Origin of the sequence: Blastomonas sp. CCH9-A1 (genome assembly GCF_001557175.1) — a bacterium.
GTDB lineage: Bacteria > Pseudomonadota > Alphaproteobacteria > Sphingomonadales > Sphingomonadaceae > Blastomonas > Blastomonas delafieldii_A.
This window is the reverse complement of the sequence record NZ_LSHM01000023.1, coordinates 1-24,419: the sequence shown is the minus strand read 5'-3', so window position 1 is coordinate 24,419 and position 24,419 is coordinate 1. Positions and strand designations below refer to the sequence as shown.

Genomic DNA, 24,419 nt, shown 5'->3' with positions numbered 1-24,419 from the left:
TCGTCGTTTTCCGGTTGCGCTCGGGCGCAGCGCGGCTAGCGTCCCCTTATACGCATAAGAATCCGGGGAACATCATCATGAAAGCACTGCGTTTTTCCGTCGCCCTGGCGGCGCTCGCCATCGCCATGCCTGCGCTGGCGCAGAAGGCCCCGTCGGACAAGCCCGCCGCCTGGGACGTCAATGCGCCGCCGATGAAGACCCGCGCCATCCCCATCAAGGTCGACGAGGGCACCTGGATGAACCTCGATGTCAGCCCCGATGGCAGCCGAATCGTCTTCGATCTGCTCGGCGACATCTACACCATGCCGATCAGCGGCGGCGCGGCGACGCGGATTGCCGAGGGCCTGGCTTACGAACAGCACCCGCGTTTTTCGCCCGATGGCAGCCGCATCGCCTTCACCTCGGACCGGGGCGGCGGCGACAATATCTGGATCATGAACGCCGATGGCTCGGACAAGCGCCAGCTGACGAAAGAGAGCTTCCGCCTGCTCAACAACCCGAGCTGGAGCCCGGACGGCCAGTATATCGTGGCGCGCAAGCATTTCACCACCGGGCGCTCGCTCGGTACGGGCGAGCTGTGGCTGTATCATGTCAGCGGCGGCAATGGCGTGCCGCTGGTCAAGCGTCCTAGCGAAGCGCACCAGAAGGAGCTTGGCGAACCCATTTTCGCGCCCGACGGGAAGGGCATCTTCTACAGCAAGGACGCGACCCCCGGGCCGATCTTCGAATATGCGCAGAACAGCAATGCCCAAGTCTTCGTGATCGACCGTTATGACATGGGCACCGGCAAGGTCGAACGCGTGACCGGAGGCCCGGGCGGCGCAGCGCGGCCCCAGCCTTCGCCCGACGGCCGCTATCTCGCTTTCGTCCGCCGCGAACGGGCGAAGACCAAGCTCTATGTCCGCGACATGCGAAGCGGCGAGGAGCGCAAGATCTATGACGATATGGACCGCGACGTGCAGGAAACCTGGGCGGTGCACGGCGTCTATCCGAACATGGGCTGGCTGCCCGACAGCAAGCGGCTTGTCTTCTGGGCGGGCGGCAAGATCCGCTCGATCGATGTGACGAGTGGTCAGGCGAGCGTCATCCCGTTCAGCGTCAACGACACGCGCACCATTGTCGACCCGATCCGTCCGCAAAAGCCGGTCGCGCCCGATACCGTGGCGGTGACGATGCCGCGCTTTGCCAGCGTCTCGCCCGACGGCAATCGCATGGTGTTCGAGGCCCTGGGCAAGCTGCACCAGCAGCCTGCTGGCGGCGGTGCAGTGCAGCCGCTGGTCACCAATGGCGGGACCGATTTCGAGCTGTTCCCGAGTTTTTCGCGCGATGGCAGCCAGATCGTCTATGTGAGCTGGGATGACGAACGCCTGGGCGAACTGCGCGTCGTCGGCGCAGGAGGCGGCGAAGCGCGGACGATCAGCAGGATGCCCGGCCATTATCGCCGACCTCAATTCTCGCCCGATGGCCGGTTCGTGGTCTACGAAGCCGGCAGCGGCGGCGGGCTGACATCCGACGCCTGGGGCGTGCAGCCAGGCATCTATCTGCTCGATATCGCCAGCGGCCAGACGCGGCGCATCACCGATGAAGGCAGCGAACCGCATTTCGGCGCGACAGGCGACCGGGTCTATTTCAGCGCCTTCAAGGGCGGCAAGCTGGCGCTGGTCAGCACCGACCTCAACGGCGAGGCCGAGCGCACCCATGCCAGCGGGGAGCTGGTCAGCGGCTACGCCGTCGCACCAGATGGCAGGATGCTCGCCTTCCGCCAGAATTACGCCGCGTTCGTGATGCCCTTCATGGCAGGCGCGGTCGATCTGGGCGCGGGCAAGGGCGGCGGCGCGCTGCCTGCGGTGCAAGTGAGCGAGGGCGGCGCGACCTTCCTGCAATGGTCGCATAATGGCCGCCAGCTCAACTGGTCGCTGGGGCCGGTGGTCTATTCCGCCGATGCGGGCAAGGCGATCGCCAGCGGCCCTGTCGCGAAGACCGATCCAAAATTCGCCCCGCCCAGGACCGGTGTCGTGATCAACGTCACCGCACCGGCCGACAAGCCGAGCGGCACCGTCGCCTTCACCAATGCGCGCATCGTCACGATGGCCAACGATCAGGGCGGCATCATCGAGCGCGGCACGGTGGTGGTGCGGGATAACCGCATCGTCGCGGTCGGCGCGAATGTCGCGGTGCCTGCGGGCGCGCAGACGGTCGATGTCGCGGGCAAGACGATCATCCCCGGCCTTGTCGATGCGCACGCGCACGGGCCGCAAGGGTCGGACGATCTGGTGCCGCAGCAGAACTGGAGCGCGGTCGCGCATCTGGCGATGGGCGTTACCACGATCCACGATCCCAGCAATTCGGCGGCGGAGATTTTCCCGGCGGCAAGCTATCAGCGCGTCGGCAAGTATCTCGCGCCGCGCATCTTCTCGACCGGCGAAGTCGTCTATGGCGCCAAGGCGGCAGGAATCTTCGCCGAGATCGACAGCCTGGCCGATGCCCGCGCGCACACCACGCGGCTGAAGCTCCAGGGCGCGCAGAGCGTCAAGAACTACAACCAGCCGCGCCGCGAACAGCGCCAGCAGGTTGTCGCTGCAGCCCAAGCCGATGGTCTGGCGAGCGTCGCCGAGGGCGGATCGCTGTTCAGCCAGGACATCACGATCATCGCTGATGGCAACACCACGCTCGAGCACAATATCCCGCAGGAACGGCTGTACGAGGACGTGCGCAGCTTCTTCGCGCAGAGCAAGGTCGGCTACACGCCGACGCTGGTGGTAACCTTTGGTGGCATGGGCGCAGATCCCTATGGGCGCTCGCACACCGATATCTGGCAGCATCCGATCCTGAGCAGGCATGTCCCGCGCCGCAAGCTGGAAGCCTCGAGCGTGCGCCGCGAGATCGGGCCTGAAGAGGATTATGCCGACACGGCTTCCGCGCGCGAGGCGGCGGAGCTGGCACGGCGCGGCGTGCCTGTCGGCATCGGCGCGCACGGCCAGGAAGAGGGGCTAGCCTCGCACTGGGAGCTGTGGAGCTTCGTTAAGGGTGGCATGACGCCGATCGAGGCGCTGCGCACCGCGACGATCAGCGGCGCGCGCTCGCTCGGGTTCGACAAGGATATCGGGTCGATCGAGCCGGGCAAGCTCGCGGACATGGTCATCATCGATGGCGATCCGGTGGCCGATATCCGCCAGTCCGACAGGATCACGCATGTCATGCTCAACGGGCGGCTGTACGAGGTGCCGACGATGAACGAGACGCTGACCGGCACGTCGAAGCTGCGCAAATGGTATTGGGAGAAGTGATCGCCCGACCCTGACGCAAAACCGTCACGCTGAACTTGTTTAAGGACCCATTTCTCCCCAACAAGCTTCGGCTGCTGAAGTCTGATGGATCCTGAAACAAGTTCAGGATGACGAATTGGGTTGCCGCAACGGACATATCCACAACACGCCCAGATTGCCCGTTTTGCTCCCACCCCAATCTGCGCTACGGCCCAATGCAATGACGCGGACGCCTGTTTCACCCCCTGAATCGATGAGTCGCTTATGCTGGTGAGCAATGGCGGGCTGTTCCTGATCGCGCTCGTGCTGGCGCTCTGGACGGGCGCAGCTATTTGGGCGCTGGTGACGGGGCTGCAGATGCGCCGCGCCGCAGGGACGGCGCGCAGGCAGTTGCGGCGGCTCACCCGGCTGATCGATTCCGGTCCGGCCATCCCCCTGATCGTGCGGTCGGATTCGCGGATCGAGGGGCCCGAGCGCGTGGCGCGCTGGCTGGGGCTGGAAAAGCTTCCACCTTACCTCGCCGAGCTCAGCCAGGCCGCCAGAGGCCTCGACCGCGAGGCGCTCGACCTGCTCGGTCAAAAGATCACGACTGCGCAGAAGAGCGGCGCGCCGTTCGCGATGGCGGTTACCGCGGCCGGATCGAACCGCAGATTGCGGATCGAGGGCCGGCTCGCCGATCCGCAGACCATCGCGCCGGGTGCAGTTCTGCTGTGGTTCTATGACGCGACCGAGAGCGAGACGCGCATGGCGGCGCTGGTCGAGGCCGAGGCCGAGGCGAAGCGGGCGTTCGACGCATTGTCGGGGCTGATCGAGGCCGCGCCGATCCCGATGTGGTTCCGCCGCGAGGACCTGTCGCTGCTGCTGGTCAACAGCGCCTATGTCGAGGCGGTCGGCGCCAGCAGCGCCGCCGATGTCGTCGAGGCCGGGCAGGAGTTGGTCGAGACCGTCGATGGGCTCACGCCGCTCGCGGTCGCCGCGCGTGCGTTCGAGAGCAATACGCCCTCGCGCCGCACGGTCACCACGACGATCGCGGGCACGCGGCGCGCGATGGAGGTGGTCGATCTGCCGATCAAGGGGCGCGGCATCGCGGGCTATGCCATCGACGTGCACGACCTGATCCAGGCGCGCCAGGCGACCGAGCGCTTCCGCGATGCCCAGCGCGACATGCTCGACAATCTGTCGGCGGGCGTGGCGCAATTCGATGCGCAGCGCCGCCTGATCTTCGTCAACCAGCCGTTCGTGCGCATGTTCCAGCTCAAGCCGCAATGGCTGCAGGACGGGCTGGAGTTCGAGCGGCTGATCGACCGGATGCGCGAGGCAGGCCGTGTGCCGCAGGTGCGCGATTTTCCCGCCTGGCGCGACGAGAAGCGCGAATGGTTCCAGTCGGCAGCCCCGGTCGAGGACAGCTGGCTGATCGCCGACGGCACGCATCTGCGCGCCATCGCCCAGCCGACGCCCGATAATGGCCTGCTGCTGATCTTCGAGGACCGGACCGAGCAGGTGCAACTGGCGAGCGCGCGCGACACGCTGCTGCGGGTGCGCACCGCGACGTTCAACAACCTCTACGAGGCGCTCGCCGTCTTCACCTCCGACGGGCGGCTGCACCTGTGGAACACGCGCTTCGGCGCGGTGTGGGAGGTCGACGAGGCCGAGCTCGCCAAGCATCCGCGCGCCGACGAGCTGCTGAAAGCCATCGCGCCACAGCTCAAGCGTCCGGCGCAGATCTCGGCGCTGCGGGAAGTCATCCGGTCGGCCACGCTCGACCGGACCCAGCGCGCCGGCCAGCTGGTGATGAAGGATGGCCGGGTGTTCGATTTCGTCGGCATTCCGCTGCCCGATTCGAGCGCGCTGTTCACGATGATCGACGTGTCCGACGCCAAGCGGATGGAAGATGCCCTTCGTGAACGCAACGAGGCGCTGGTCGAGGCCGATGCCATCAAGACGAAGTTCCTCGCCAATATGAGCTACGAATTCCGCACGCCGCTCACCTCGATCGGCGGCTTTGCCGAGCTGCTGGCGAGCGGGGTGGCAGGGCCGCTGTCCGAACAGGGCCAGGACTATGCCAAGGCGATCATCGATTCGGTCGAGCGGCTGTCGGCGCAGATCAACATGGTGCTCGATCTGAGCCAGAGCCAGGCGGGCACATTGCCGCTCAAGCGCGAGCCGACCGATATGGCGGCGCTGCTGGTCGATGTTGCCAAGGGCATGGCCGGGTTGGCGGGGGGGCGCAACATCGCGCTCGAGGTCGATGTGAACGGTGGCCCGGGCATGGCCGAGGTCGATCGCCAGCGCTTTGCCCAGGCGATCACCGCCGTGGTCGATAATGCGCTGCGCTACACCCAGGAAGGCGGGCGCGTGCTGCTGCTCGGCGATCGCTTCCGGAACAAGCTGCGCATTGTGGTGTCGGACAACGGACCTGGCCTCGATGCGCGTGCGCAGGCGCGCGCGCTCGATGGCGTGCTCCAGGCGGACGAGGCGGGAGGCAAGCCGGTGACCAAGCGCTCGGGCCTGGGCCTGCCGCTGGCGAAGAACCTGATCGAGGCGCATGGCGGGCGGATGGAGCTGGTCAGCGAACCGGGCGCGGGCACCATCGTCACGATTCTGATGCCGTGATGCCGACCATCGGTTCGATCGAGGCGATGCAGCGCCTGGGGCAGCAGCTCGCCGATATGGCGCGCCCCGGCGATACGATCGCGCTTTCGGGCGATCTCGGCGCGGGCAAATCGACGCTCGCCCGCGCGATCCTGAACGCACTGGGCTTTGCCGGAGAGGTGCCGAGCCCGACCTTTGCGCTCATCCTTCCTTATGACCCGCCCGAGGTGCGAATTCCGGTCATTCACGCCGATTTCTACCGGCTCGACGGAGCGATGGAGCTCGACGAACTGGGGCTCGATGCGGGTGATCCGGCGCTGCTGATCGCCGAATGGCCCGAGCGCGTCGGCGGGCTCGCAGGACCCGATACGCTGCAATTGCGGATCACCGGAAGCGATGCTAGCGAGCGCCGGATCGAGGCGCAGCCGGGCGCGAACTGGCAAGCGCGCTGGCAGCAGATGGCAGGTGATTGGTCTTGAACGAGCGTGAGCAGCTTATCCGTGGCTTTGTCGATGCGAGTGGCTGGGTTTCTGCGTCGATCGAACCGATCCCCGGCGATGCCTCGTTCCGGCGTTATTTTCGCGTGGTCGAGCGCGAGCGTCGCGCGATTCTGATGGATGCGCCGCCACCGGAAGAAGACCCGGTGCCATTCATCAATGTGGCTCGCTATCTTACCGGCCAGGGCCTGCGCGCGCCAGAAATCTTCGCCGCCGATGCCAAAGCCGGACTGGTGCTGCTCGAGGATTTCGGCGATGCCCGGATGCGCGAGACCGTCGATGCGGGCGATGCCGAGACCGAGCGCGCAATCTACCGCAAGGCGATCGAAACGCAGGTCGAGCTTCACCAGCGCGCGCCCGCCGACGTCCCGCCTTATGATCGTGCGGTCTATCATCGCGAGGCGGCCTTATTCACCGAATGGTATTGCCCGGCACGCGGCCTCGATGTCGACGCAGACGGCTATGTCCGCGCCTGGGAAGCGGTGCTCGATGGCTTGGACCCGGCAGCGCCCAGGGTCACGGTGCTGCGCGATTATCATTCGGAAAACATCATGCTGCCGCCCGATGGATCGCAGGGGCTGATCGATTTTCAGGACGCGCTGGTCGGCGATCCGGCCTATGACTTGGTCTCGCTGCTGCAGGATGCGCGGCGCGATGTGTCCGAGGAGGTCGAGGCCGAGATGCTGGCGCATTATCGCGATCTGGCCAAGCCTGCGTACGATTTCGACACCGCCTATCATGTGCTCGGCGCGCAGCGAAATGCGAAGATCGTCGGCATCTTTGTGCGGCTGTGGAAGCGCGATGGCAAGCCGCGCTATCCCACGATGATCCCGCGCGTCTGGCGCGCGATGGAGCGCGACCTGAAGCACCCCGCGCTGGGCCCCGTGGCCGCGTGGTTCGATGCCAATATCCCGGCAGAATTGCGCGATCCGGCAGGAACGCTCGGTGGGAAGTTCGATCTGTGAGCGATACCCCCGCCTTCGCCCGCACCGCGATGGTCATGGCCGCAGGGCTGGGCAAGCGCATGCGCCCGCTGACCATCACCACCCCCAAGCCGCTGGTGCGCGTCGCGGGCAAGCCGCTGATCGACCATGTGCTCGACCATCTGGGCCGGGCCGGCATGCAGCGGGTGATCGTCAACGTCCATTATCTCGCCGATGCGCTCGAGGCGCATCTGAAGGCGCGTGAATGGCCGTTCGAGCTGCTGGTCTCGGACGAGCGCGACCTGCTGCTGGAAACCGGGGGCGGGCTGGTCAAGGCCCTGCCGATGATCGAGGAAGACCCGTTCTTCTGCCTCAACAGCGACAATGTCTGGCTCGAAAGCGCGCGTTCGTGTTTCGACGAGCTGCGCGCCGCGTGGGATGACGAGCGGATGGATGCGCTGCTGCTGCTGGTGCCGCATAGCCGCGCCAACAATTACAAGGGCGTCGGCGATTTCCATCTCGACCAGATGGGCCGCATCCGTCGCCGCAAGCAGGGCCATGTCGCGCCCTATATCTATACCGGCATCCAGCTGCTCTCGCGCCGCCTGCTTGCCGATCCGCCGCAGGGCGCGTTCTCGACCAATGTGCTGTGGAACCGGGCGATGGCCGAGGGCCGTGTCTACGGCATATCACACCTCGGCCTCTGGTTCGATGTCGGCACGCCCGCTGCGATCCAGCCCACCGCAGAGGCGCTGCTGGATGCCTGAGCCGCGCAACCCCGCAGTCTATGCCATCGGGGCGCAGCGCGGGTTTGCGGATGTTCTGGCGGATGGGCTGCTCCGGCGCTTCGGCGGCGATCCGATGGGGCTGGCGCGGGCGACACTGCTGATCCCCAACCATCGCGCCGGGCGCGCGATCACCGAGGCGCTGGTGCGCCATGCCGCCGACGGGTTGCTGCTGCCGCGCATGGTGTTGATCGGCGATATCGATCTCGATGAGAGCCTGGGCGCGCTGCTCGATCCGCTGGGCGAAGGCGCGGAGGTGCCGCCTGCGGTCGATCCGCTCGAACGGCGCTTCCGTCTGGCGGCGCTGATTGCGCGCGAAGGGTCGGGCCGGGCAGGGGCCGATGATCCCGCCGAAACCCTGCGCCTCGCCTGCGAATATGCGCGCGTGCTCGACCAACTGCAGGTCGAGGAAAAGACACTCGACCACCTGGATGCGATCGACGTCGAGGCGGACCTCGCGGAACATTGGGCGGCATCGCGCGACCTTTTCATCCGCGTCGGCAGAGCCTGGGGGGCGGAGCTCGAGGCAATGGGCCGCATCGACCCGGCGGATCGCCGCAATCGGCTGCTCGACAAGGCTGCGCGACGCTGGCGCGAGCGGCCGCCGCTGACGCCGGTGATCGCCGCGGGAATCACCACGTCCGCCCCAGCCATCGCGCGCCTGCTGCGCAGCATTGCCGATCTGCCGCAGGGCATGGTGGTGCTGCCGGGGCTCGATCTCGACATGGACGAGCCATTGTGGGAAGCGCTGGGCCATCCGGTCACCACACCTCCTGAGCCGGGCGCCGAACTGGTCGAGCGGCCTGCGATCACCCATCCGCAATATCACCTGAAGCAGCTGCTCCACGCGATGAGCGTCAACCGTGCCGAGGTGGAGCCCTGGCAGGCCGAACCCCGGACCGGCATCGCCGCCGATCGCGCGCGATTGCTGCGCAGCATTTTCCTGCCCGCAAGGCTCAGCGACCGCTGGGTCACGCTCGATGCCGCTGACCGTAGGACGAAGGGGCTCCGCATCATCGAGGCGGAAAATCCCGACGAGGAGGCGCAGGCGATCGCGCTACTGGTGCGCCAGGCGCTCGATATTCCCGCGCGCCGCGTCGCCATCGTGACACCCGATCGCAGCCTGGCCGCGCGTGTGATCGCGCATCTGCGGCGCTGGGATATCGAGGCGGACGACAGCGCGGGCGAGGCGCTGCCGGTCACGCCGCCGGGACGGTTCCTGCTCGCGGTGGCGCAATGCCTGGCCGATGATTTCGCGCCGGTGCCGCTGCTCGACCTGTTCAAGCATCCTATCGCGCAAGCGGGCGAGAAGCGCCGCGAATGGCTCGACGAGGTGCGCGCGCTCGATCGGTTGCTGCGCGGGCCGCGACCCAAGCCGGGTCTCGCGGGCATCGACACGACGATTGGTGGCCGTCCGCTCAAGGACTGGTGGCAGCAGTCCAAGGCGCTGCTCGCGCCGATCGCCGACTGGCCGGCCAAGCCTCAGCCCTTGTCCGCGACGATCCAGGCGATCGCCGCTACCGCCGATGCGCTAAGCGGCCAGATGGTCTGGGCCGGGCTGGCGGGGCGCTGCGCCTCTGACCTCGTGCAGCAATTGCTCGCGCGCACGGGCAGCCACGATCCGCTGGTCACGCCGTCGCAGGTGGTGAATATCCTTGCGCGTTTGATGCGCGAAAAGGCGGTGCGCCCGCCTTATGGCAAGCACCCGCGCGTCGCCATCTACGGCCTGCTCGAGGCACGGCTGCAAAGCGCCGATCTCGTCATCTGCGCCGGTCTCAACGAAGGCGTGTGGCCGCAAATCCCGTCGCCCGATCCCTGGCTCGCGCCGATGGTACGCAACGCGCTGGGCCTGTCGCCGCTCGAAATGCGGGTGGGTCTCTCCGCGCAGGATCTTGCCGGAACCTTTGCCTCATCCGAGGTGGTGCTGACCCGCGCACGGCGCGACGGCAGTGCGCCGACGGTCGCCTCGCGCTTCCTGCTGCGCCTGCAGGCGGTCGCGCCCGACCGGCATATGGAAGATACCGAGACGCTTGCGCTGGCGCGAAGGCTCGACCGCCGCCTGCCTGCGGTGCGGATCGAGAAACCCGCGCCGCGCCCCAAGCCTGATCAGCGCGTCAAAAGGCTGTCAGTCACCGAACTCGATCGGCTGCGCGCCGATCCCTTTGCCTTCTATGCCAAGCGGATTCTCGCGCTACCCTCGCTCGACCCGGTCGATGCCGAGCCGAGCGCGGCCTGGCGCGGCACGCTGGTGCACGAAATCCTCGAATACTGGCACCGCGAGGATGGGCTCGATCCCGCATGTCTGGTGCCGCGTGCCTGCCGTTATCTCGATGAGGCCAATGTCCATCCGCTGATCAAGGCCTTGTGGCGGCCCCGGCTGGTCGCCGCACTCGACTGGATCGCCGAGGAGACGCAGGCACTTGCTGGCGAAGGGCGCCGCATGATCGACGCCGAGCGCAGCGGCACGTTCATGATCGAGGGCGTCGAGATTCGCGGCAAGGCCGACCGCATCGACCGGATGCCCGATGGCACTCTGGGAATCGTCGACTACAAGACCGGCAAGCCGCCCAGCGCCCGGCAGGTCGAGGCGGGCTATGCGTTGCAACTCGGGCTGCTGGGCATGATGGCCGAGCGCGGCGGCTTTGTCGCCAAGGACAACCAGCCAAGGATTGACGGCAAGGCAAGTGGCTTCGAATATTGGTCGCTGACCCGGAGCAAGACCGGCGATTTCGGCTATCGCGAAAGCCCGGTGGGCAGACGCAACAGCGAGCTGACTGCTGACACGATGCTCCCGACTGCCGAACATTTCCTGCGGGAAGCGCTCGATGCCTGGATATTGGGCGATGCGCCGTTCACCGCCAAGCTGGTGCCCGATCAGGCGAGCTATACCGAATATGACCAGCTGATGCGGCTCGCCGAATGGTATGGCCGTCAGGGGAGCGGACAATGAGCGGCGGCAAGGCAGGGCTTCCGCCGCTCCAGGGCGATCAGGCGCTGGCAGTGTCGCCCGCCGATCAGGTCTGGCTCAGCGCGTCGGCGGGTACCGGCAAGACCCAGGTGCTCACTGCGCGTGTCTTCCGCCTGCTGCTCGAACCCGGGGTGAACCCCGATGCTATCCTGTGCCTCACCTTCACCAAGGCCGGCGCGAGCGAGATGGCGAACCGCATCAACGCGCAGCTCGCTGCCTGGGTGCGGATGAGCGATACCGCGCTCGGCGCGGATCTGCTGAGCATCGGTGCCTCGGTCGATGGTGACACACTCATCCGCGCGCGCCGCCTGTTCGCGCGCGTGCTCGATGCGCCGCAGGGCGGGCTTCGTATCCAGACGATCCACAGCTTCTGCCAGTCGCTGCTCGCGAGCTTCCCCGAAGAGGCGGGGCTGGCTCCCGGTTTCCGCCCGATCGAGGATCGCGACCGCATCCAGCTTGCACGCGATACGCTGGGCGAGATGCTGGTCGATGCGGGCCGGCGCGGTGACACGCGGCTGTCGGACAATCTCGAAGCACTGAGCCTCAAGCTCGGGGCGGAAGCGACCGAGAGCTTCCTGATGCGCTGTGCGGCCAAACCCGATGCGATGGACGCGCTGGTCGGCGATATCCGCCCCTATATCAATGCCGCGCTCGGCCTGAAGCGCGACGAGGATGGCAGCGGGCTGGCGGCCATGTGCAGCGATGCGCTGTTCGATATCGCGAATCTCGAGGCCTTGCAGGACAGCAATGTCCGCTGGGGCACCAAGACCGGGCTCGAGGTCGCGGCGAAAATCCAATCCTGGCTCGACATGGACGATCTTGCGCGGCTCGAAAATCTTGATCTGGTCTGGCTCGCCGTCGCCAAGGCCGATGGCGACCCGCGCAAATGGGAGAGTTTCTCCGCCAAGGTCGATCCCGATTACGCGGAAAAGGCCGAGAGCCTGTATAGCGACCTGTCGGCGCTCAAGGAGCATATCGCGCTGATCGGCTTTTCCGGCGATTTTGCTCGTGCGCTCGAAGTGGGCCGGGATTTCGCCTGGCGCTTTGCCGAGGCCAAGCGCCAGGCGGGATTGCTCGATTTCGACGACCTGATCCGCGCCGCTGCCGATCTGCTCTCGGGCCGCACCATGGCGCAATGGATCGCGTTCAAGCTCGACCAGCGTTTCGATCATGTGCTGGTCGACGAGGCGCAGGACACCAATCCCAGTCAATGGGCGATCGTGAAGGGGTTGATCGACGATTATTTCAGCGGGCAGGGCAGCAAAGCCGATCGGTTCCGTACCCTGTTCACCGTGGGCGATTTCAAGCAGGCGATCTTCGGCTTCCAGGGCACCAGCCCTCAATATTATGCTGCCGCGCGGCTGCGCATCGGCGCGCAGGCCGAAACTGCCGGCCAACCCTTTCTCGACCTCAGCCTCGATCGCAGCTTCCGTTCGACCCAGCCGGTGCTCGACATGGTCGATGCGGTGCTCGGCGATCTTGGGCCTGCTGCGCTCGGCATTATGGAAGACGGGCTGCCGCTGCACGAAGGACGCAAGGGCCCGGGCGTAGTCGAGCTCTGGCGTCCGATCGGCGAGGGGCTGGAGGATCAGGACGAAAGCGGCGAGGGCGAGGATGCCGAGGAATGGCTTTCGGGTGCCGATCGCAAGTTCGCGCAGGGCCTCGCCGAGCGCATCGCGGGCTGGCTGAACCCGGGGTCGCCGACGCGGCTCTGGCTCGAGCGGCGCTCCGACGGCAAGCCGGGCTGGGCGGGCGCGGGCGACATCATGGTGCTGCTGCGCCGCCGCGGCGATCTCGCCTCGCTGATCGTCGCGCGGCTCTATGCCGAAGGTGTGCCGGTGGCGGGGATCGACCGGTTGCGGCTCGGCCAGCCGCTGGCGGTGCAGGACCTGATCGCCGCAATCCGCTTTGCGCTGCAGCCGCTCGATGACCTGACCTGTGCCGCGTTGCTCGTTTCGCCGCTCGGCGGCTGGACGCAGGACGAGTTGCTGGCGCACGGCTATCGCCCGGAAAAGCGCGCGCTCTGGCCGCATCTGCGCGATCTGGCCGATCATGATCCGGCTTTGCGGGAGAAGCTCGAGCCGCTCTACGCGATCCTCGGCATGGCGGATTTCGGCACGCCCTATGATTTCCTCGAACAGGTGCTCACCGGCCCGATCCAGGGGCGCGCGAAGCTGGTCGCGCGACTGGGCGAAGAATCGCTCGATCCGATCGCCGAGCTGCTGGCGCTCGCGCAGAAGTTCGCGGCGAGCCATGATGGCGGCCTGCAGGCCTTTCTCCACTGGTTCGACGCGGGCGACGAGGAGATCAAGCGCGAGCTGGCCGGTCAGTCCGACATGGTGCGGGTAATGACCGTGCATGGCTCCAAGGGCCTGCAGGCGCCGGTCGTGATCCTGGCCGATGCCTGTGTCGATCCGACGCGCAAGGTGGATTCGAGCTTCGACTGGCCGGTCGAGATATTGGGGCGCGATGCGCAGATCACCCTGCCGGTCTATTCGCTGCCAAAGGCGCAACGGATCGGGCCTCTGGCCGAGGCGCATGATGTCGCGCGCGAAGCCGATATGCAGGAGCATTGGCGGCTGCTCTATGTCGCGATGACGCGTGCGGCAGAACGGCTCTATGTTGGCGGGACCTTGGGCAAGAAGGCGAAAGAGCCGCCCAAGGAAAGCTGGTATGCCGCGATCGAGCGCAGCTTCATGGCGCTCGGATGCGACTGGCTCGACATGGGCGAGGGGCCCTGTCGCCGCTTCGGCAGCGATGCCGTGCCGATTCCGCGCGCAGACGAGCCTCAGGCAGTGGAGGCAGCATCAGCCGAGAGCCTGCCCGATTGGGCGCTCAGGCCCGCCCGGCCCGAACAACGACCGCCCATCCCGCTCGCGCCCTCGTCGCTGGGCAAGGACGATGTCGCAAGCCCGCCGCTCACCGGTCCCGATCGCGAGCGCGCGGCGCAGCGCGGGCTCATCATGCACAGCCTGTTCGAGCGCTTGCCCGCGCTTGCGCCAGAGCAGCGCAAGCCCGCCGCGCGGCGCTGGCTGGCGCGGCAGCATGGCATCACCGATTTGGCCGAGGCCGACGCGATCATTGATCCGGTATGCGCGGTGATCGATCACCCCGGTTTTGCCGATGTGTTCCGTGAGGACGCGCTCGCCGAAGCTCCGATTGCGGCGGTGGTGGGGCCCAATGTTGTTTCGGGCACGGTCGACCGGCTGCTGGTCGAGGAAAGCCGCGTGCTGGTGGTCGATTTCAAGACTGGCCGCCGTCCGCCCGCCTCGCTCGAGCAATTACCGGTCGCGCATGTCCGGCAGATGGCGGCCTATGTCGCGGCGTTGCGGCTGATCTTTCCGGGCCGGACCGTGCAGGCGGGCCTGCTCTACACGTCCAGCCCGCGCCTTTTCCTGCTGCCGGACGAGCTGCTGGCAGCCACGAAGCTGGATTGAATCGACCAATATGAATAGTTTGAGCCGGTGCGCTTGAGCCGCCGGGCGCGACGGCCTACATCCATTCTCAAGTCACGAACAAGGAGTATCCCCCATGGCAACCACTGCAGTCAGCGATGCAAGCTTCGAAGCCGATGTGCTGAAGTCCGACAAGCCCGTTCTGGTCGATTTCTGGGCCGAATGGTGCGGTCCGTGCAAGATGATCGGCCCGGCTCTCGAAGAAATCAGCGACGAACTCGCCGACAAGGTCACCATCGCCAAGATCAATATCGACGACAATCCCGACGCTCCGGCCAAGTACGGCGTGCGCGGCATTCCGACGATGATCCTGTTCGACAAGGGACAAATCGTCGAGACCAAGGTCGGCGCGGCCCCCAAGAGCGCGCTCAAGAGCTGGCTCGAAGGCGCTCTGCCCGCCTGATGGAAACTGGCTCGAAAATGGTGTAGTCCCTGCACGCATGTCGGCAGAATTAGGTCATAACCGCATTCTGGGTTTCCAGCCCACAAAGGGTGCGAGCATGTATGCTATCGTTTTTGACCTGGACACCACGGTGTTGCAGTCTGCCTACGACAATGCCTCATGGAACAACGCCTATTCCGATATCCGTAAGGTGCTGGAATCGCGCGGATTCGAGTGGCAGCAGGGTTCAACCTATTTTGGCAATGATAAAGTGACGCCGGTGGACTGCGTTCTGGCGGTTCAGGAGCTTCGCCGCGAATATGATTGGTTCAAGCCCTCGGTCCGCGACATTCGCATGTTACGGATCGAGGAGAATAACGACCTAGGGCCAGCGATCGAATAGCTAGGTGATGATCGCCGCTGCCTTGTCCCACATTGCGGGGCTGGCGGCGGCGAGCATGCCCTTTCGCTGGTCGCCGGGGCGATAGGGGGAGCCATCGAGCCGTGCAGCATGGCCGCCGGCTTCGAGGGTGAACAGAACGCCTGCTGCATGGTCCCAGGGCAGCGTACGCTCGAACAGCGTCACGTCGTTCTGCCCCAGCACCAGTCGGGGGTATTGCTCCGCCGCACAGCGCGGAATGTCGACCATCGTGAACTTGCCCTCGATCGCGGCTGCCAGTTCGGCGCGGCGCGGCTCGGGAATGTACATGGTCGAGATCGCGGCGATGGGCAGCGCCTCCCCACTTTCGCGGGCTTGCACAACCTCATCGTTGATGAACGCACCGCCGCCGCGCACTGCGTGGCACATGCGGTCGGCCAGGGGATCGTAGAGCCAGCCCGCCACCGTCTCACCGCCTTCGACCAGCGCGATGATGATCCCGAACGGCGGATGGCCGTGCGCGAAATTGTGCGTGCCGTCGATGGGATCGATGATCCAAGCGGTGCTGTCGTTGACGCGCTCGATCAGCGCCGGATTGGCCGCCACCGCTTCCTCGCCGACGATGCTGGCTTGCGGCAGGATATTCGCCAGACCGGCGCTCAACCGCTTCTCGCTCTCCTTGTCGGCGATGGTCACCAGATCGCCGGGTGTCTTCTCCGCGATCTGGTGCTGCGCCAGATCCTGGTAGTGGTGCAGCACGACCTCGCGCGCGACGTTGCGGATCAATGCGGAGACGGGGGCGTGGAGCGGATGGGTCATGTCAGCGGGATCATCACATTCTTGGCATAGCCGGGGCGCTCGACCAGCCGTTCGTACCAGCCGCGCAGATGCGGATAATCGCCGCGCGCCAAGTCGAGCGCGAACCAGGTGTGCGCATAGGTGCCCATAGGGATGTCGGCGATGCCAAAATTCTCGCCGGTCAGCCATGGCTGGCGTGCCAGGCAGGTATCCAATATAGCCATCATCCTGCCCGTCTCCTCGATCCCGCGTGCGATCACGGCAGGATCATGCGCTTCGGGCGGTTTGCGCACCAACATAAGGAAGACCTCGCGCTGGGCATCAGCATAGGCGAACTGCCAGTCCATCCATTTGTCCGCCGCCGCGCGGGTACGAGGATCGGCAGGCCAGAGGTGCGGCGCATGCGCCTCGGCCAGGTAGCGCAGGATGGCGTTCGATTCCCAAAGCACCAGACCGTCATCCTCGACCGTCGGAATGAGCGCATTGGGGTTGCGCGCCAGATAGGCGGCATCCATGCCGAACTTGCCGCCAACATCGTGGCGCACATAGTCGAGGCCGATTTCCTCCGCCGCCCAGACGACCTTCTTGACGTTGTGCGAGTTGAGGCGACCCCAGATGGTGAGCATGGCTCAGCTCCGGTAATCGGCATTGATAGAGATATATCCGTGCGTCAGGTCGCAGGTCCACACGGTGGCGCGGCCGTTGCCCAGTCCGATATCGGCCTCGACCAGGATGTCGGTCCCCTTGAGATGCGCGGCCACCGGCGCTTCGTCATAGCCCTGCACGACCATGCCGTGGGCTGCTACCTCGACCCCGCCGAAGCGGATCGACAGCAGGTCGCGCTCGGCAGGTTCGCCCGCCTTGCCGACCGCCATCACGACGCGGCCCCAATTGGCGTCCTCACCCGCGATCGCGGTCTTGACCAAAGGCGAATTGGCGATCGACAGCGCGATGCGGTGCGCGCTTTCGTCCGAGACCGCCCCGGTGACGCGTATCTCAATGAACTTGCTCGCCCCTTCGCCATCGCGCACCACCAGATGCGCCAGCTGGCGGCACAGATTGGTCAGCGCGGCGGCGAACGCATGGGCCCCGGTGCTTTCCATGCTTTCGATCCGGGCGTGATCCGCCTGGCCGGTGGCGAAGGCGAGCACGGTGTCGCTGGTCGAGGTGTCGCTGTCGACGGTGATGCAGCTGAAGGTCCGGGCGTTCGCGGCGCTCAGCATCTGCTGCAGCAGCGCCGGCGCGATATTGGCATCGGTGAATACATAGCCCAGCATCGTCGCCATGTCGGGCGCGATCATGCCCGATCCCTTGATGACGCCGACCAACTGCACTTTTGTGTCACCGATCATCGCGCTCGTGGTCGCGGCCTTGGGGAAGGTGTCGGTGGTGCCGATCGCGTCGGTCAGCGCCCGCCAGTCGCAAGGCTCTGCGGTAAAGGCCGCCTCGAGCCCCGCGCGCGCCTTGTCCTGCGGCAGCGGCACGCCGATCACACCGGTGGCCGAGACGAAAATTTCCTCCGCCGCGCAGCCCAGCCGCGCCGACGCGGTCTCGACCAGCAGCTGCACCGCCGCACGGCCCTTGCCGCCGGTGAACGCGTTGGAATTGCCCGCGCTGACGATCAGCGCGCGGGCCTGGCCGTGGGGCAGGGCTGCGCGGCACCATTCGACCTCGGGCGAGGGGCATTTGCTGGTGGTGGTGACACCGGCCACACTGGTTCCCGGTACCAGCTCGACATAGCTGAGATCACAGCGATCCCATTCCTTGTAGCGCGCGCGGGCGACACGCGGCGTGACGCCTGCGATTGCAGGCAGATCGGGAAAGGGGAGCGCGAGCGGGGAAACCGGGTGAGTCATGTTGCCGTCCAGACCATGAAAGACTGGCTGCGGCCCTAATCGCTCTCCGGCCAAGTGCAAGGGCTTTGCCGATGCGTGCGGCAAAAGCGTTATGACTGGATCGAAGTCAGGAAGCTGGTGCGGGCGGTCGGACTCGAACCGACACTCCTTGCGGAACCGGATTTTGAGTCCGGCGCGTCTACCATTTCACCACGCCCGCGTGTGGAGCGGCAGCCTATAGCGCCTTGCCCGCGACAGGCAAGGCGCAAAAGCCGCCGCTCGATACGCGTCAGAGCTTCAAATCGCGCGCGATCGCCTTTTTCGTCGCATCGCCATAAGGCGGCAGGAAACCACCCAGCTTGGCGACATCGATGCGCGGCTGGCTGTAGATCGCCTTGGCATGGCTGAAGGTGCAGAACCCGTCGATCCCGTGATAATTGCCCATACCCGAGGGGCCGACGCCGCCGAAGGGCAGGTCTTCCATCGCGACATGGAAGATCGTGTCGTTGAGCGTCACGCCGCCCGAAACGGTCCGATCGGTGACCTTCTTCGCCTCGTCCTGGTTCTCGCCGAAATAATATAGCGCGAGCGGACGATCGCGACCGTTGACGAAATCGATCGCCTCGTCGACCGTCGAATAGGTCTTCACCGGCAGGATCGGGCCGAAAATCTCGTCCTGCATCACCTTCATATCGTCGGTCACGTTGCGCAGGATGTGCAGCGGCATCTTGCGGCTGTTGGCCGACTTGAAATCCTCGTTTGCCGGATTGACCTCGATCACCTCCGCACCCTTTTCGCGCGCGTCGTCGAGATAGCCGGTCAGGCGCTGGTGATGTCGTTCGTTGACGATGGCGGTATAGTCGTCATTGGTCAGCAGCGTCGGATACAGCGTCGCGGCGGACTGCTGGATGTTCTCGATGATCTCGCGCTCGTCCTCGCGGGGCACATAGAGATAATCGGGCGCGATGCAGATCTGCCCGGCATTCATCATCTTGCCCATGGTGATGCGCTGTGCGGCCTTGGCCTTGTCGGCACCGCGTCCGATGATTGCAGGCGACTTGCCGCCGAGCTCGAGCGTGATCGGAACCAGATTCTTGGCAGCTGCACGCATGATATGATGGCCGACACTGGTCGCGCCGGTGAACAGCAGATGGTTGAACGGCAGTTCCGAAAAGGCCTGACCGACCTCGGGGCCACCGGTGAAGAACGCGACCTCGCTGGCATCGAAATAGCGCGGGCCGAGTTCGGCCAGCAGGTTCGACGTCGCCTCGGTATATTCGCTGTTCTTGATCATCACCCGGTTGCCTGCCGCCAATGCGCCGATGGCGGGCGTAAGGCACAGCTGCACGGGGAAGTTCCACGGTGCGATCACTCCGACCACGCCCAGCGGTTGATATTCAACGCGGGCGCGCGCGCCGAGCAGGCCGAGCGGGAACTGGACCGAACGCTTTTCGGGCTTGGCCCAATCGTCCATATGCTTGAGCGTGTGGCGTGCGACATTGAGAACGCCGACAATGTCGGTCATCTTCGACTGGTCGGGGCTGCGATGGCCGAAATCCTCGCTCATGGCAGCGACCAAGGCATCGGCATTGTCATGGACCAGTTTCATCAACCGCCGGATGCGATCCTTGCGTGCTGCCATCGGCACCGGCAGCTCGGCGAGAAAGGCCTTTTTCTGCCGCTCCAGAATATCTTCGAGTTGATCCGCGCTGAGCGGTGCGTCTGCCAAAGTCGCCATTCATCTTCTCCCGGTTGGCTGTTTGCCCCAAGGTGTATCGTGATAGGTTGCGAATTGAAATCGCTTTTCAGCCGGCCATGCAGGCGGAACGTTATTTCGGCGGGGTGAGCTTGAGCAGCCGGCCCTTCGACCCGCGTGCACCATCTTCCAGCAGCCAGATGGCGCCATCAGGACCCTGTTCGACTTCGCGAATACGGCCCTCCATCGTCCAGTTATCCGCCTTCTCGGCCGTGTCACCGCCGAGCTTCACCCGAACCAGTGCCTGCGCCCCAAGCGCGCCGATGAACGCGCTGCCCTTCCAGGCGGGGAACAGATCGCCCGAGTAAATCATCAGGCTGCCCGGCGAAATCGCGGGGTTCCAGAAAACCTTGGGAGGCTCGAAACCGTCGCCGGGGGCATGATCGGGGATGTCCTTGCCGTCATAATGATCGCCATTCGACACCTTGGGATAGCCGTAATTCGCGCCGCGCTTGACGAGGTTGAGCTCGTCGCCGCCCTTGGGACCCATTTCGAGCTCCCACAGATTGCCCGCATTGTCGAACGCGAGGCCGAGGGGATTGCGATGGCCCCAGGACCAGGCCTGCGCCTTGATGCGACCCTGATCGTACATCGGATTGTCCGAGGGGATGCCGCCAGTGGGTGTCAGCCGGATGACCTTGCCGAGATTCTGGTCGAGATCCTGCGCCGGATCGAATTTCTGCCGCTCTCCGGAAGAGATGTACATCATGCCGTCGGGACCGAAGGCGATACGGTGCCCGTAATGGCCCTTGCCCGAAACCTTGGGTTCCTGCCGCCAGAGGACCTGCATGTCCTTGAGCGAGGCCGCGCCGTCATTGGCCATGACCAGCTTGGCGCGCGCGACCGCGGCGCCGCTGGTATCGCCATCGCCCGCCTCGGCGAAGCTGAGATAGACATAGCCGTCATTGACGAAATCGGGCGAGAGCACGACGTCGCCCAAGCCGCCTTGGCCGCCATAGGCGACAGTCGGGGTGCCGCTGACATCGACGCTGCTGATCTTGCCATCGGCGGCGAAGGTCACAAGCTTCAGCTTACCCTTCTTCTCGGTGACCAGCGCGCGACCATCGGGCAGGAAGGTCATCGCCCAGGGCTCGTCAAACTGGCCGACCACGGACGTCTCGAACGGAATGGTATCGACCGGCGAGATTGCGGCAACGGCCTCGGTCTCGTCGCCGCTGGCCACCGCCTTGTCGCTGCTGTTGCAGGCAATCAAGGCAAGCGGCAGCGCCGCACAAAGGGTCAGTCGGTGCATCTGGGTCACTCCGTTCATCATGAATTGGATCATCGCCATCCGGGGGGAGATTGCAAACGATTCGGGTAGAGTTTCTGAATGGTGGCGGGGTCTTGCGGTCGCAAGGGGCATGCGGCACAGACGCGTCATGACGACAGCCGGTTCCCCAACATTTGATAATCTGACGATTGTCGCGGGCGTCGACGAGGCGGGCAGGGGGCCGCTCGCCGGACCTGTGGTCGCAGCAGCAGTGATTCTGTGCCCCGATGGCATTGCGGGCCTGGCCGACAGCAAAACGCTGAGCTTCGCCCGGCGCGAAAAGCTCGAAGCGCTGATCCGCGAACATTGCCTGTTCGGCATCGGCATGGCGAGCGTCGAGGAGATCGACGCGATCAACATCCTGCAAGCGACGATGCTGGCCATGACGCGTGCCGTCGAAGCGATGGAGAAGGAACCGCACGAGGTGCTGGTCGACGGCAACCGGCTGCCCAGATGGCGCTACCGGGCACAGGCCGTCGTCAAGGGCGATGCGTTGCACCCGTGCATCTCGGCCGCGTCGATCCTCGCCAAGCAGGAGCGCGACCGGCTGATGCGCGCGGCCGCCGCCGAACACCCGCATTATGGCTGGGACCGCAACATGGGTTACGGGACGGCCGAACATCTGGCGGCATTGCGTCAGCATGGGCCCAGCCCGCTCCACCGCCGCAGCTTCGCTCCGGTGGCCCAGGCCTGTCTGCTGTGATTTGAAAAAATTTGCGCGCCGAGTCTTCGCGGCAACACCACCAGTGGTTGAGTCCCGGCTGGTTAACGGGACTCAACATGTGGATTTGGACTCATCTTGTTCCGCATGGCAAACCCCCCGTTAACCATTTGAACACCCGGATTCGCTAGGGTTTTGGCCTTGACCGATGGTCGCCAAGGACTCATTCAGGGCCTCGTTCCACGGGGTTAGCGGGGGTTTAATATGGTTCAGATCGGCGAAATGCTTGCGCCTGCAAAGCGCACAATCAAGGCGCCGCCGCGTGCCCGGGTCGCGGCGCGTCCGCCGCTGCCGCTCAACCAGATTTTGAAGGGCGATTGCATCGAGGAGATGCGCCGCCTGCCCACCGCGTCGGTCGACATGATCTTCGCCGATCCGCCGTACAACCTGCAACTCGGCGGCGATCTCTATCGCCCCGAAGGCAGCCGCGTCGATGCGGTCGACAATGACTGGGACAAGTTCGACACCTTCGCCGCCTATGACCGCTTCACCCGCGAATGGATGACCGAGGCGCGCCGCATCCTCAAGCCCGACGGCTCCATGTGGGTGATCGGCAGCTATCACAACATCTTCCGCTGCGGCGCGACGCTGCAGGATCTGGGCTTCTGGATCCTCAACGACATCGTCTGGCGCAAGGCCAACCCGATGCCCAATTTCCGCGGCACGCGCTTCACCAACGCGCACGAGACGCTGATCTGGGCGTCGCGCGACGAGAAGTCGAAATACACGTTCAACTATCGCGCGATGAAGACGCTCAACGACGAGCTGCAGATGCGCTCCGACTGGGTGCTGCCGATCTGCGGCGGCCAGGAGCGTCTGAAGCGCGGCGGCACCAAGGCGCACCCGACGCAGAAGCCCGAGGCTTTGCTCTATCGCATCCTGCTCGCCTGCACCAATCCCGGCGATGTCGTGCTCGATCCGTTCTTCGGCACCGGCACCACCGGCGCGGTCGCCAAGCGCCTGGGGCGCGACTGGATCGGCTGCGAGCGCGATCCGATCTATTGCGAGGTTGCCGAAGAGCGCATCGCCGCCGCGCTGCCGCTCGATGAATCGGGCCTGAAGACCATGCAGTCGCCCAAGAGTCAGCCGCGCGTTGCCTTCGGCACGCTGGTCGAGACCGGCTATGTTCCCGTCGGCACCAGGGTGTGTGACAAGGCGCGCAAGCATTTCGCGACGATCCGCGCCGATGGCTCGCTGCTTTCGGGCGAGCATAGCGGATCGATCCACAAGGTCGGCGCGCTGCTGCAGAACGCGCCGTCGTGCAATGGCTGGACCTGGTGGCATATCGAGACCGATGACGGTCTGAAGCCGCTCGACAGCCTGCGCCAGACCTATCTGCTCGCCACCGAACCGTGAGCAAGAGCGCGCGCGTCTATGTCCGCCCCGTGGGTCTGGCGGAAAGCCCGCAGACCTTTGACGGGGCGACGATCCGGCTCGGGCACAGCCTGGTCTGGTGCCATCTCGTCGCGCTGGAAAGCTATGAGGGCGCCCGCCTGGTCGGGCGGCAGATCGTCCCGGTCGATCGCTTTGCCGAGGCACTGAACGCTCTACCCGCCGATCAGGCCGAGCGGGCGCAGACGCAGTTCGCCAACCTGTCGCGGATGCACGCCCCGATGCAATTGGGCGAGCGCGTGCTGCGCTTCGATCAGCCGCAGGTGATGGGCATATTGAATGTGACGCCCGACAGCTTTTCCGACGGCGGGCGCTTTACCGATGATCCCGCGCAGGCGGCGGACGCAGGGTTTGCGATGCTGACCGCAGGCGCATCGCTGATCGATATCGGCGGCGAATCCACCCGGCCTGACGCGCCGGTGGTGTGGGAGGGCGACGAGATCGCGCGCGTCGTCCCCGCAATCCAGGCGCTGGCGCATAGCGGCGCGATCCTCTCGGTCGATACGCGCAAGGCGGCCGTCATGGAGGCCGCGCTGGAGGCTGGCGCGCATATCGTCAACGATGTCTCGGGGCTGCTGTACGATAGTCGCGCGCTCGATGTCGTACTGCGTTCGGGCTGCCCGGTGGTGCTGATGCACGCGCCGTCGCAGGGCGCGAACCCGCATGCAGGCGGCGGCTATGGCCATGTCGTGACGGACGTGTTCGACTGGCTCGAGGCGCGCGTCTCTGCCGTCATCGCGGCGGGCGTGGCGCGCGGAAAGGTGATCGTCGATCCGGGCATCGGCTTCGGCAAGTCGCTCGCCGACAATCTGGCGCTGATCAACGCGCTGCCGCTGTTCCATGCGCTCGGCCAGCCGATCCTGTTCGGCGCGAGCCGCAAGCGGATGATCGGCGCGCTGTCCAACGAGGCCCCGGTCGATGCGCGGCTCGGCGGCTCGATTGCGTTGGCGATGAGCGCCATCGGCAGCGGCGCACAGATCGTGCGCGTCCATGACGTCCCCGAAACGGTCCAGGCCGCCCGCGTCTGGCGCGGCCTGCGCGATGCCGCCTTGACGGTGCCGGGGCTCGACTGACACAGGGAAGCATGACCAGCTTCGTCCTCTCCATCGCCATGCTGACCGCCATCGCGCTCGTCTTCGGCGCGATCGCACTCTTCCGCCGCGGCCAGCGCAAGCAGCCCGCCTTGATGCTGGTGCTGGCGGTGGTGATGATCGCCAATGTCGTGATCTGGTCGATCCCGACAAAGAGCGGGCACACGCTGGCAGAAACGCAAGCGCCGGAGTGACTGACCACTGCTCTCTCCCCTTCAGGGGAGAGATGCGAAGGCTTATCAGCGTAGCTGATTAGCCGCAGCTGAGAGGGGCATTGCAAGGCGCATTCCCCCTCCCAACCCTCCCCCC

General features: G+C 65.6%; 18 protein-coding genes and 1 tRNA gene. 13 read left to right on the top strand and 6 right to left on the bottom strand.

Annotated elements, in window-relative coordinates; genetic code table 11:
- The first annotated feature begins 77 nt into the window (after positions 1 to 77).
- The 9 genes from AX725_RS06335 to AX725_RS06295 all read left to right on the top strand — a co-directional run bounded on the left by AX725_RS06335 (position 78) and on the right by AX725_RS06295 (position 15,271).
- The gene (locus tag AX725_RS06335; protein ID WP_066114479.1) at positions 78 to 3,287 is read left to right on the top strand and encodes an amidohydrolase family protein; all 3,210 of its coding nucleotides are present in this window, start codon (positions 78 to 80) and stop codon (positions 3,285 to 3,287) included.
- Positions 3,288 to 3,530: 243 nt separating this feature from the next.
- Positions 3,531 to 5,879: a sensor histidine kinase gene (locus tag AX725_RS06330; protein WP_060979150.1), complete on the top strand. Its 2,349-nt coding sequence runs from the start codon at positions 3,531 to 3,533 to the stop codon at positions 5,877 to 5,879.
- A complete protein-coding gene (gene tsaE, locus AX725_RS06325) occupies positions 5,879 to 6,337 on the top strand; it encodes a tRNA (adenosine(37)-N6)-threonylcarbamoyltransferase complex ATPase subunit type 1 TsaE (RefSeq protein ID WP_060979149.1) in 459 nt (152 codons plus the stop codon). Before AX725_RS06330 ends, tsaE begins: the two co-directional genes overlap by 1 nt.
- Positions 6,334 to 7,320 carry an aminoglycoside phosphotransferase family protein gene (locus tag AX725_RS06320; RefSeq protein ID WP_066114481.1) on the top strand — a complete coding sequence of 329 codons (987 nt, stop codon included), beginning with the start codon at positions 6,334 to 6,336 and terminating at the stop codon, positions 7,318 to 7,320. The genes tsaE and AX725_RS06320 overlap by 4 nt, the downstream gene beginning before the upstream one ends.
- Before the next feature lie 29 nt (positions 7,321 to 7,349).
- Positions 7,350 to 8,045 (top strand): nucleotidyltransferase family protein, encoded by a 696-nt coding sequence (locus tag AX725_RS06315; RefSeq protein ID WP_099046533.1) that lies wholly within the window; start codon positions 7,350 to 7,352, stop codon positions 8,043 to 8,045.
- Complete coding sequence (locus tag AX725_RS06310; protein WP_060979146.1) at positions 8,038 to 11,013, top strand: PD-(D/E)XK nuclease family protein; 2,976 nt, start codon at positions 8,038 to 8,040, stop codon at positions 11,011 to 11,013. The genes AX725_RS06315 and AX725_RS06310 overlap by 8 nt, the downstream gene beginning before the upstream one ends.
- Complete coding sequence (gene addA, locus AX725_RS06305; protein ID WP_060979145.1) at positions 11,010 to 14,468, top strand: double-strand break repair helicase AddA; 3,459 nt, start codon at positions 11,010 to 11,012, stop codon at positions 14,466 to 14,468. Before AX725_RS06310 ends, addA begins: the two co-directional genes overlap by 4 nt.
- A gap of 94 nt (positions 14,469 to 14,562) precedes the next feature.
- Positions 14,563 to 14,889, top strand: coding sequence for a thioredoxin (gene trxA, locus AX725_RS06300; protein WP_023839553.1), 327 nt, complete (start codon positions 14,563 to 14,565; stop codon positions 14,887 to 14,889).
- Between the two features lie 97 nt (positions 14,890 to 14,986).
- Positions 14,987 to 15,271, top strand: coding sequence for a virulence factor (locus AX725_RS06295; RefSeq protein WP_060979144.1), 285 nt, complete (start codon positions 14,987 to 14,989; stop codon positions 15,269 to 15,271).
- Here the strand turns inward: AX725_RS06295 and AX725_RS06290 are convergent, their stop codons facing one another.
- The 6 genes from AX725_RS06290 to AX725_RS06265 form a co-directional block, all read right to left on the bottom strand.
- Positions 15,272 to 16,066, bottom strand: coding sequence for an inositol monophosphatase family protein (locus tag AX725_RS06290; protein ID WP_060979143.1), 795 nt, complete (start codon positions 16,064 to 16,066; stop codon positions 15,272 to 15,274).
- Positions 16,063 to 16,671, bottom strand: coding sequence for a glutathione S-transferase family protein (locus AX725_RS06285; RefSeq protein ID WP_060979142.1), 609 nt, complete (start codon positions 16,669 to 16,671; stop codon positions 16,063 to 16,065). The genes AX725_RS06290 and AX725_RS06285 overlap by 4 nt, the downstream gene beginning before the upstream one ends.
- A 3-nt stretch (positions 16,672 to 16,674) precedes the next feature.
- The gene (argJ, locus tag AX725_RS06280; RefSeq protein WP_060979141.1) at positions 16,675 to 17,901 is read right to left on the bottom strand and encodes a bifunctional glutamate N-acetyltransferase/amino-acid acetyltransferase ArgJ; all 1,227 of its coding nucleotides are present in this window, start codon (positions 17,899 to 17,901) and stop codon (positions 16,675 to 16,677) included.
- Between the two features lie 115 nt (positions 17,902 to 18,016).
- Positions 18,017 to 18,100, bottom strand: a tRNA-Leu gene (locus AX725_RS06275).
- A 69-nt stretch (positions 18,101 to 18,169) separates the two neighbouring features.
- Complete coding sequence (locus tag AX725_RS06270; RefSeq protein WP_066114483.1) at positions 18,170 to 19,618, bottom strand: coniferyl aldehyde dehydrogenase; 1,449 nt, start codon at positions 19,616 to 19,618, stop codon at positions 18,170 to 18,172.
- 91 nt (positions 19,619 to 19,709) lie between these two features.
- Positions 19,710 to 20,888 (bottom strand): PQQ-dependent sugar dehydrogenase, encoded by a 1,179-nt coding sequence (locus AX725_RS06265; RefSeq protein ID WP_060979165.1) that lies wholly within the window; start codon positions 20,886 to 20,888, stop codon positions 19,710 to 19,712.
- Between the two features lie 127 nt (positions 20,889 to 21,015).
- On the opposite strand from AX725_RS06265, the gene rnhB reads away from it, so the two are divergent.
- From rnhB to AX725_RS06245, 4 genes are all read left to right on the top strand, one after another.
- On the top strand, positions 21,016 to 21,609 hold the full coding sequence (gene rnhB, locus AX725_RS06260; RefSeq protein ID WP_060979139.1) for a ribonuclease HII: 594 nt from the start codon (positions 21,016 to 21,018) through the stop codon (positions 21,607 to 21,609).
- Between the two features lie 222 nt (positions 21,610 to 21,831).
- Positions 21,832 to 22,983 (top strand): site-specific DNA-methyltransferase, encoded by a 1,152-nt coding sequence (locus AX725_RS06255; protein ID WP_099046531.1) that lies wholly within the window; start codon positions 21,832 to 21,834, stop codon positions 22,981 to 22,983.
- Entirely contained in the window at positions 22,980 to 24,092 is a 1,113-nt protein-coding gene (folP, locus tag AX725_RS06250) for a dihydropteroate synthase (RefSeq protein ID WP_060979138.1), read from the top strand. The genes AX725_RS06255 and folP overlap by 4 nt, the downstream gene beginning before the upstream one ends.
- A gap of 11 nt (positions 24,093 to 24,103) precedes the next feature.
- A complete protein-coding gene (locus AX725_RS06245; protein ID WP_060979137.1) occupies positions 24,104 to 24,304 on the top strand; it encodes a hypothetical protein in 201 nt (66 codons plus the stop codon).
- Positions 24,305 to 24,419: the final 115 nt, after the last annotated feature.

Excerpts from the sequence above, each read along its gene's own strand:
- AX725_RS06335 (WP_066114479.1), top strand. The coding sequence starts at position 78 with ATGAAAGCACTGCGTTTTTCCGTCGCCCTGGCGGCGCTCGCCATCGCC.
- AX725_RS06330 (WP_060979150.1), top strand. The coding sequence starts at position 3,531 with ATGCTGGTGAGCAATGGCGGGCTGTTCCTGATCGCGCTCGTGCTGGCG.
- tsaE (WP_060979149.1), top strand. The coding sequence starts at position 5,879 with ATGCCGACCATCGGTTCGATCGAGGCGATGCAGCGCCTGGGGCAGCAG.
- AX725_RS06315 (WP_099046533.1), top strand. The coding sequence starts at position 7,350 with ATGGTCATGGCCGCAGGGCTGGGCAAGCGCATGCGCCCGCTGACCATC.
- AX725_RS06310 (WP_060979146.1), top strand. The coding sequence starts at position 8,038 with ATGCCTGAGCCGCGCAACCCCGCAGTCTATGCCATCGGGGCGCAGCGC.
- addA (WP_060979145.1), top strand. The coding sequence starts at position 11,010 with ATGAGCGGCGGCAAGGCAGGGCTTCCGCCGCTCCAGGGCGATCAGGCG.
- trxA (WP_023839553.1), top strand. The coding sequence starts at position 14,563 with ATGGCAACCACTGCAGTCAGCGATGCAAGCTTCGAAGCCGATGTGCTG.
- AX725_RS06295 (WP_060979144.1), top strand. The coding sequence starts at position 14,987 with ATGTATGCTATCGTTTTTGACCTGGACACCACGGTGTTGCAGTCTGCC.
- AX725_RS06290 (WP_060979143.1), bottom strand. The coding sequence starts at position 16,066 with ATGACCCATCCGCTCCACGCCCCCGTCTCCGCATTGATCCGCAACGTC.
- AX725_RS06285 (WP_060979142.1), bottom strand. The coding sequence starts at position 16,671 with ATGCTCACCATCTGGGGTCGCCTCAACTCGCACAACGTCAAGAAGGTC.
- argJ (WP_060979141.1), bottom strand. The coding sequence starts at position 17,901 with ATGACTCACCCGGTTTCCCCGCTCGCGCTCCCCTTTCCCGATCTGCCT.
- AX725_RS06270 (WP_066114483.1), bottom strand. The coding sequence starts at position 19,618 with ATGGCGACTTTGGCAGACGCACCGCTCAGCGCGGATCAACTCGAAGAT.
- AX725_RS06265 (WP_060979165.1), bottom strand. The coding sequence starts at position 20,888 with ATGCACCGACTGACCCTTTGTGCGGCGCTGCCGCTTGCCTTGATTGCC.
- rnhB (WP_060979139.1), top strand. The coding sequence starts at position 21,016 with ATGACGACAGCCGGTTCCCCAACATTTGATAATCTGACGATTGTCGCG.
- AX725_RS06255 (WP_099046531.1), top strand. The coding sequence starts at position 21,832 with ATGGTTCAGATCGGCGAAATGCTTGCGCCTGCAAAGCGCACAATCAAG.
- AX725_RS06245 (WP_060979137.1), top strand. The coding sequence starts at position 24,104 with ATGACCAGCTTCGTCCTCTCCATCGCCATGCTGACCGCCATCGCGCTC.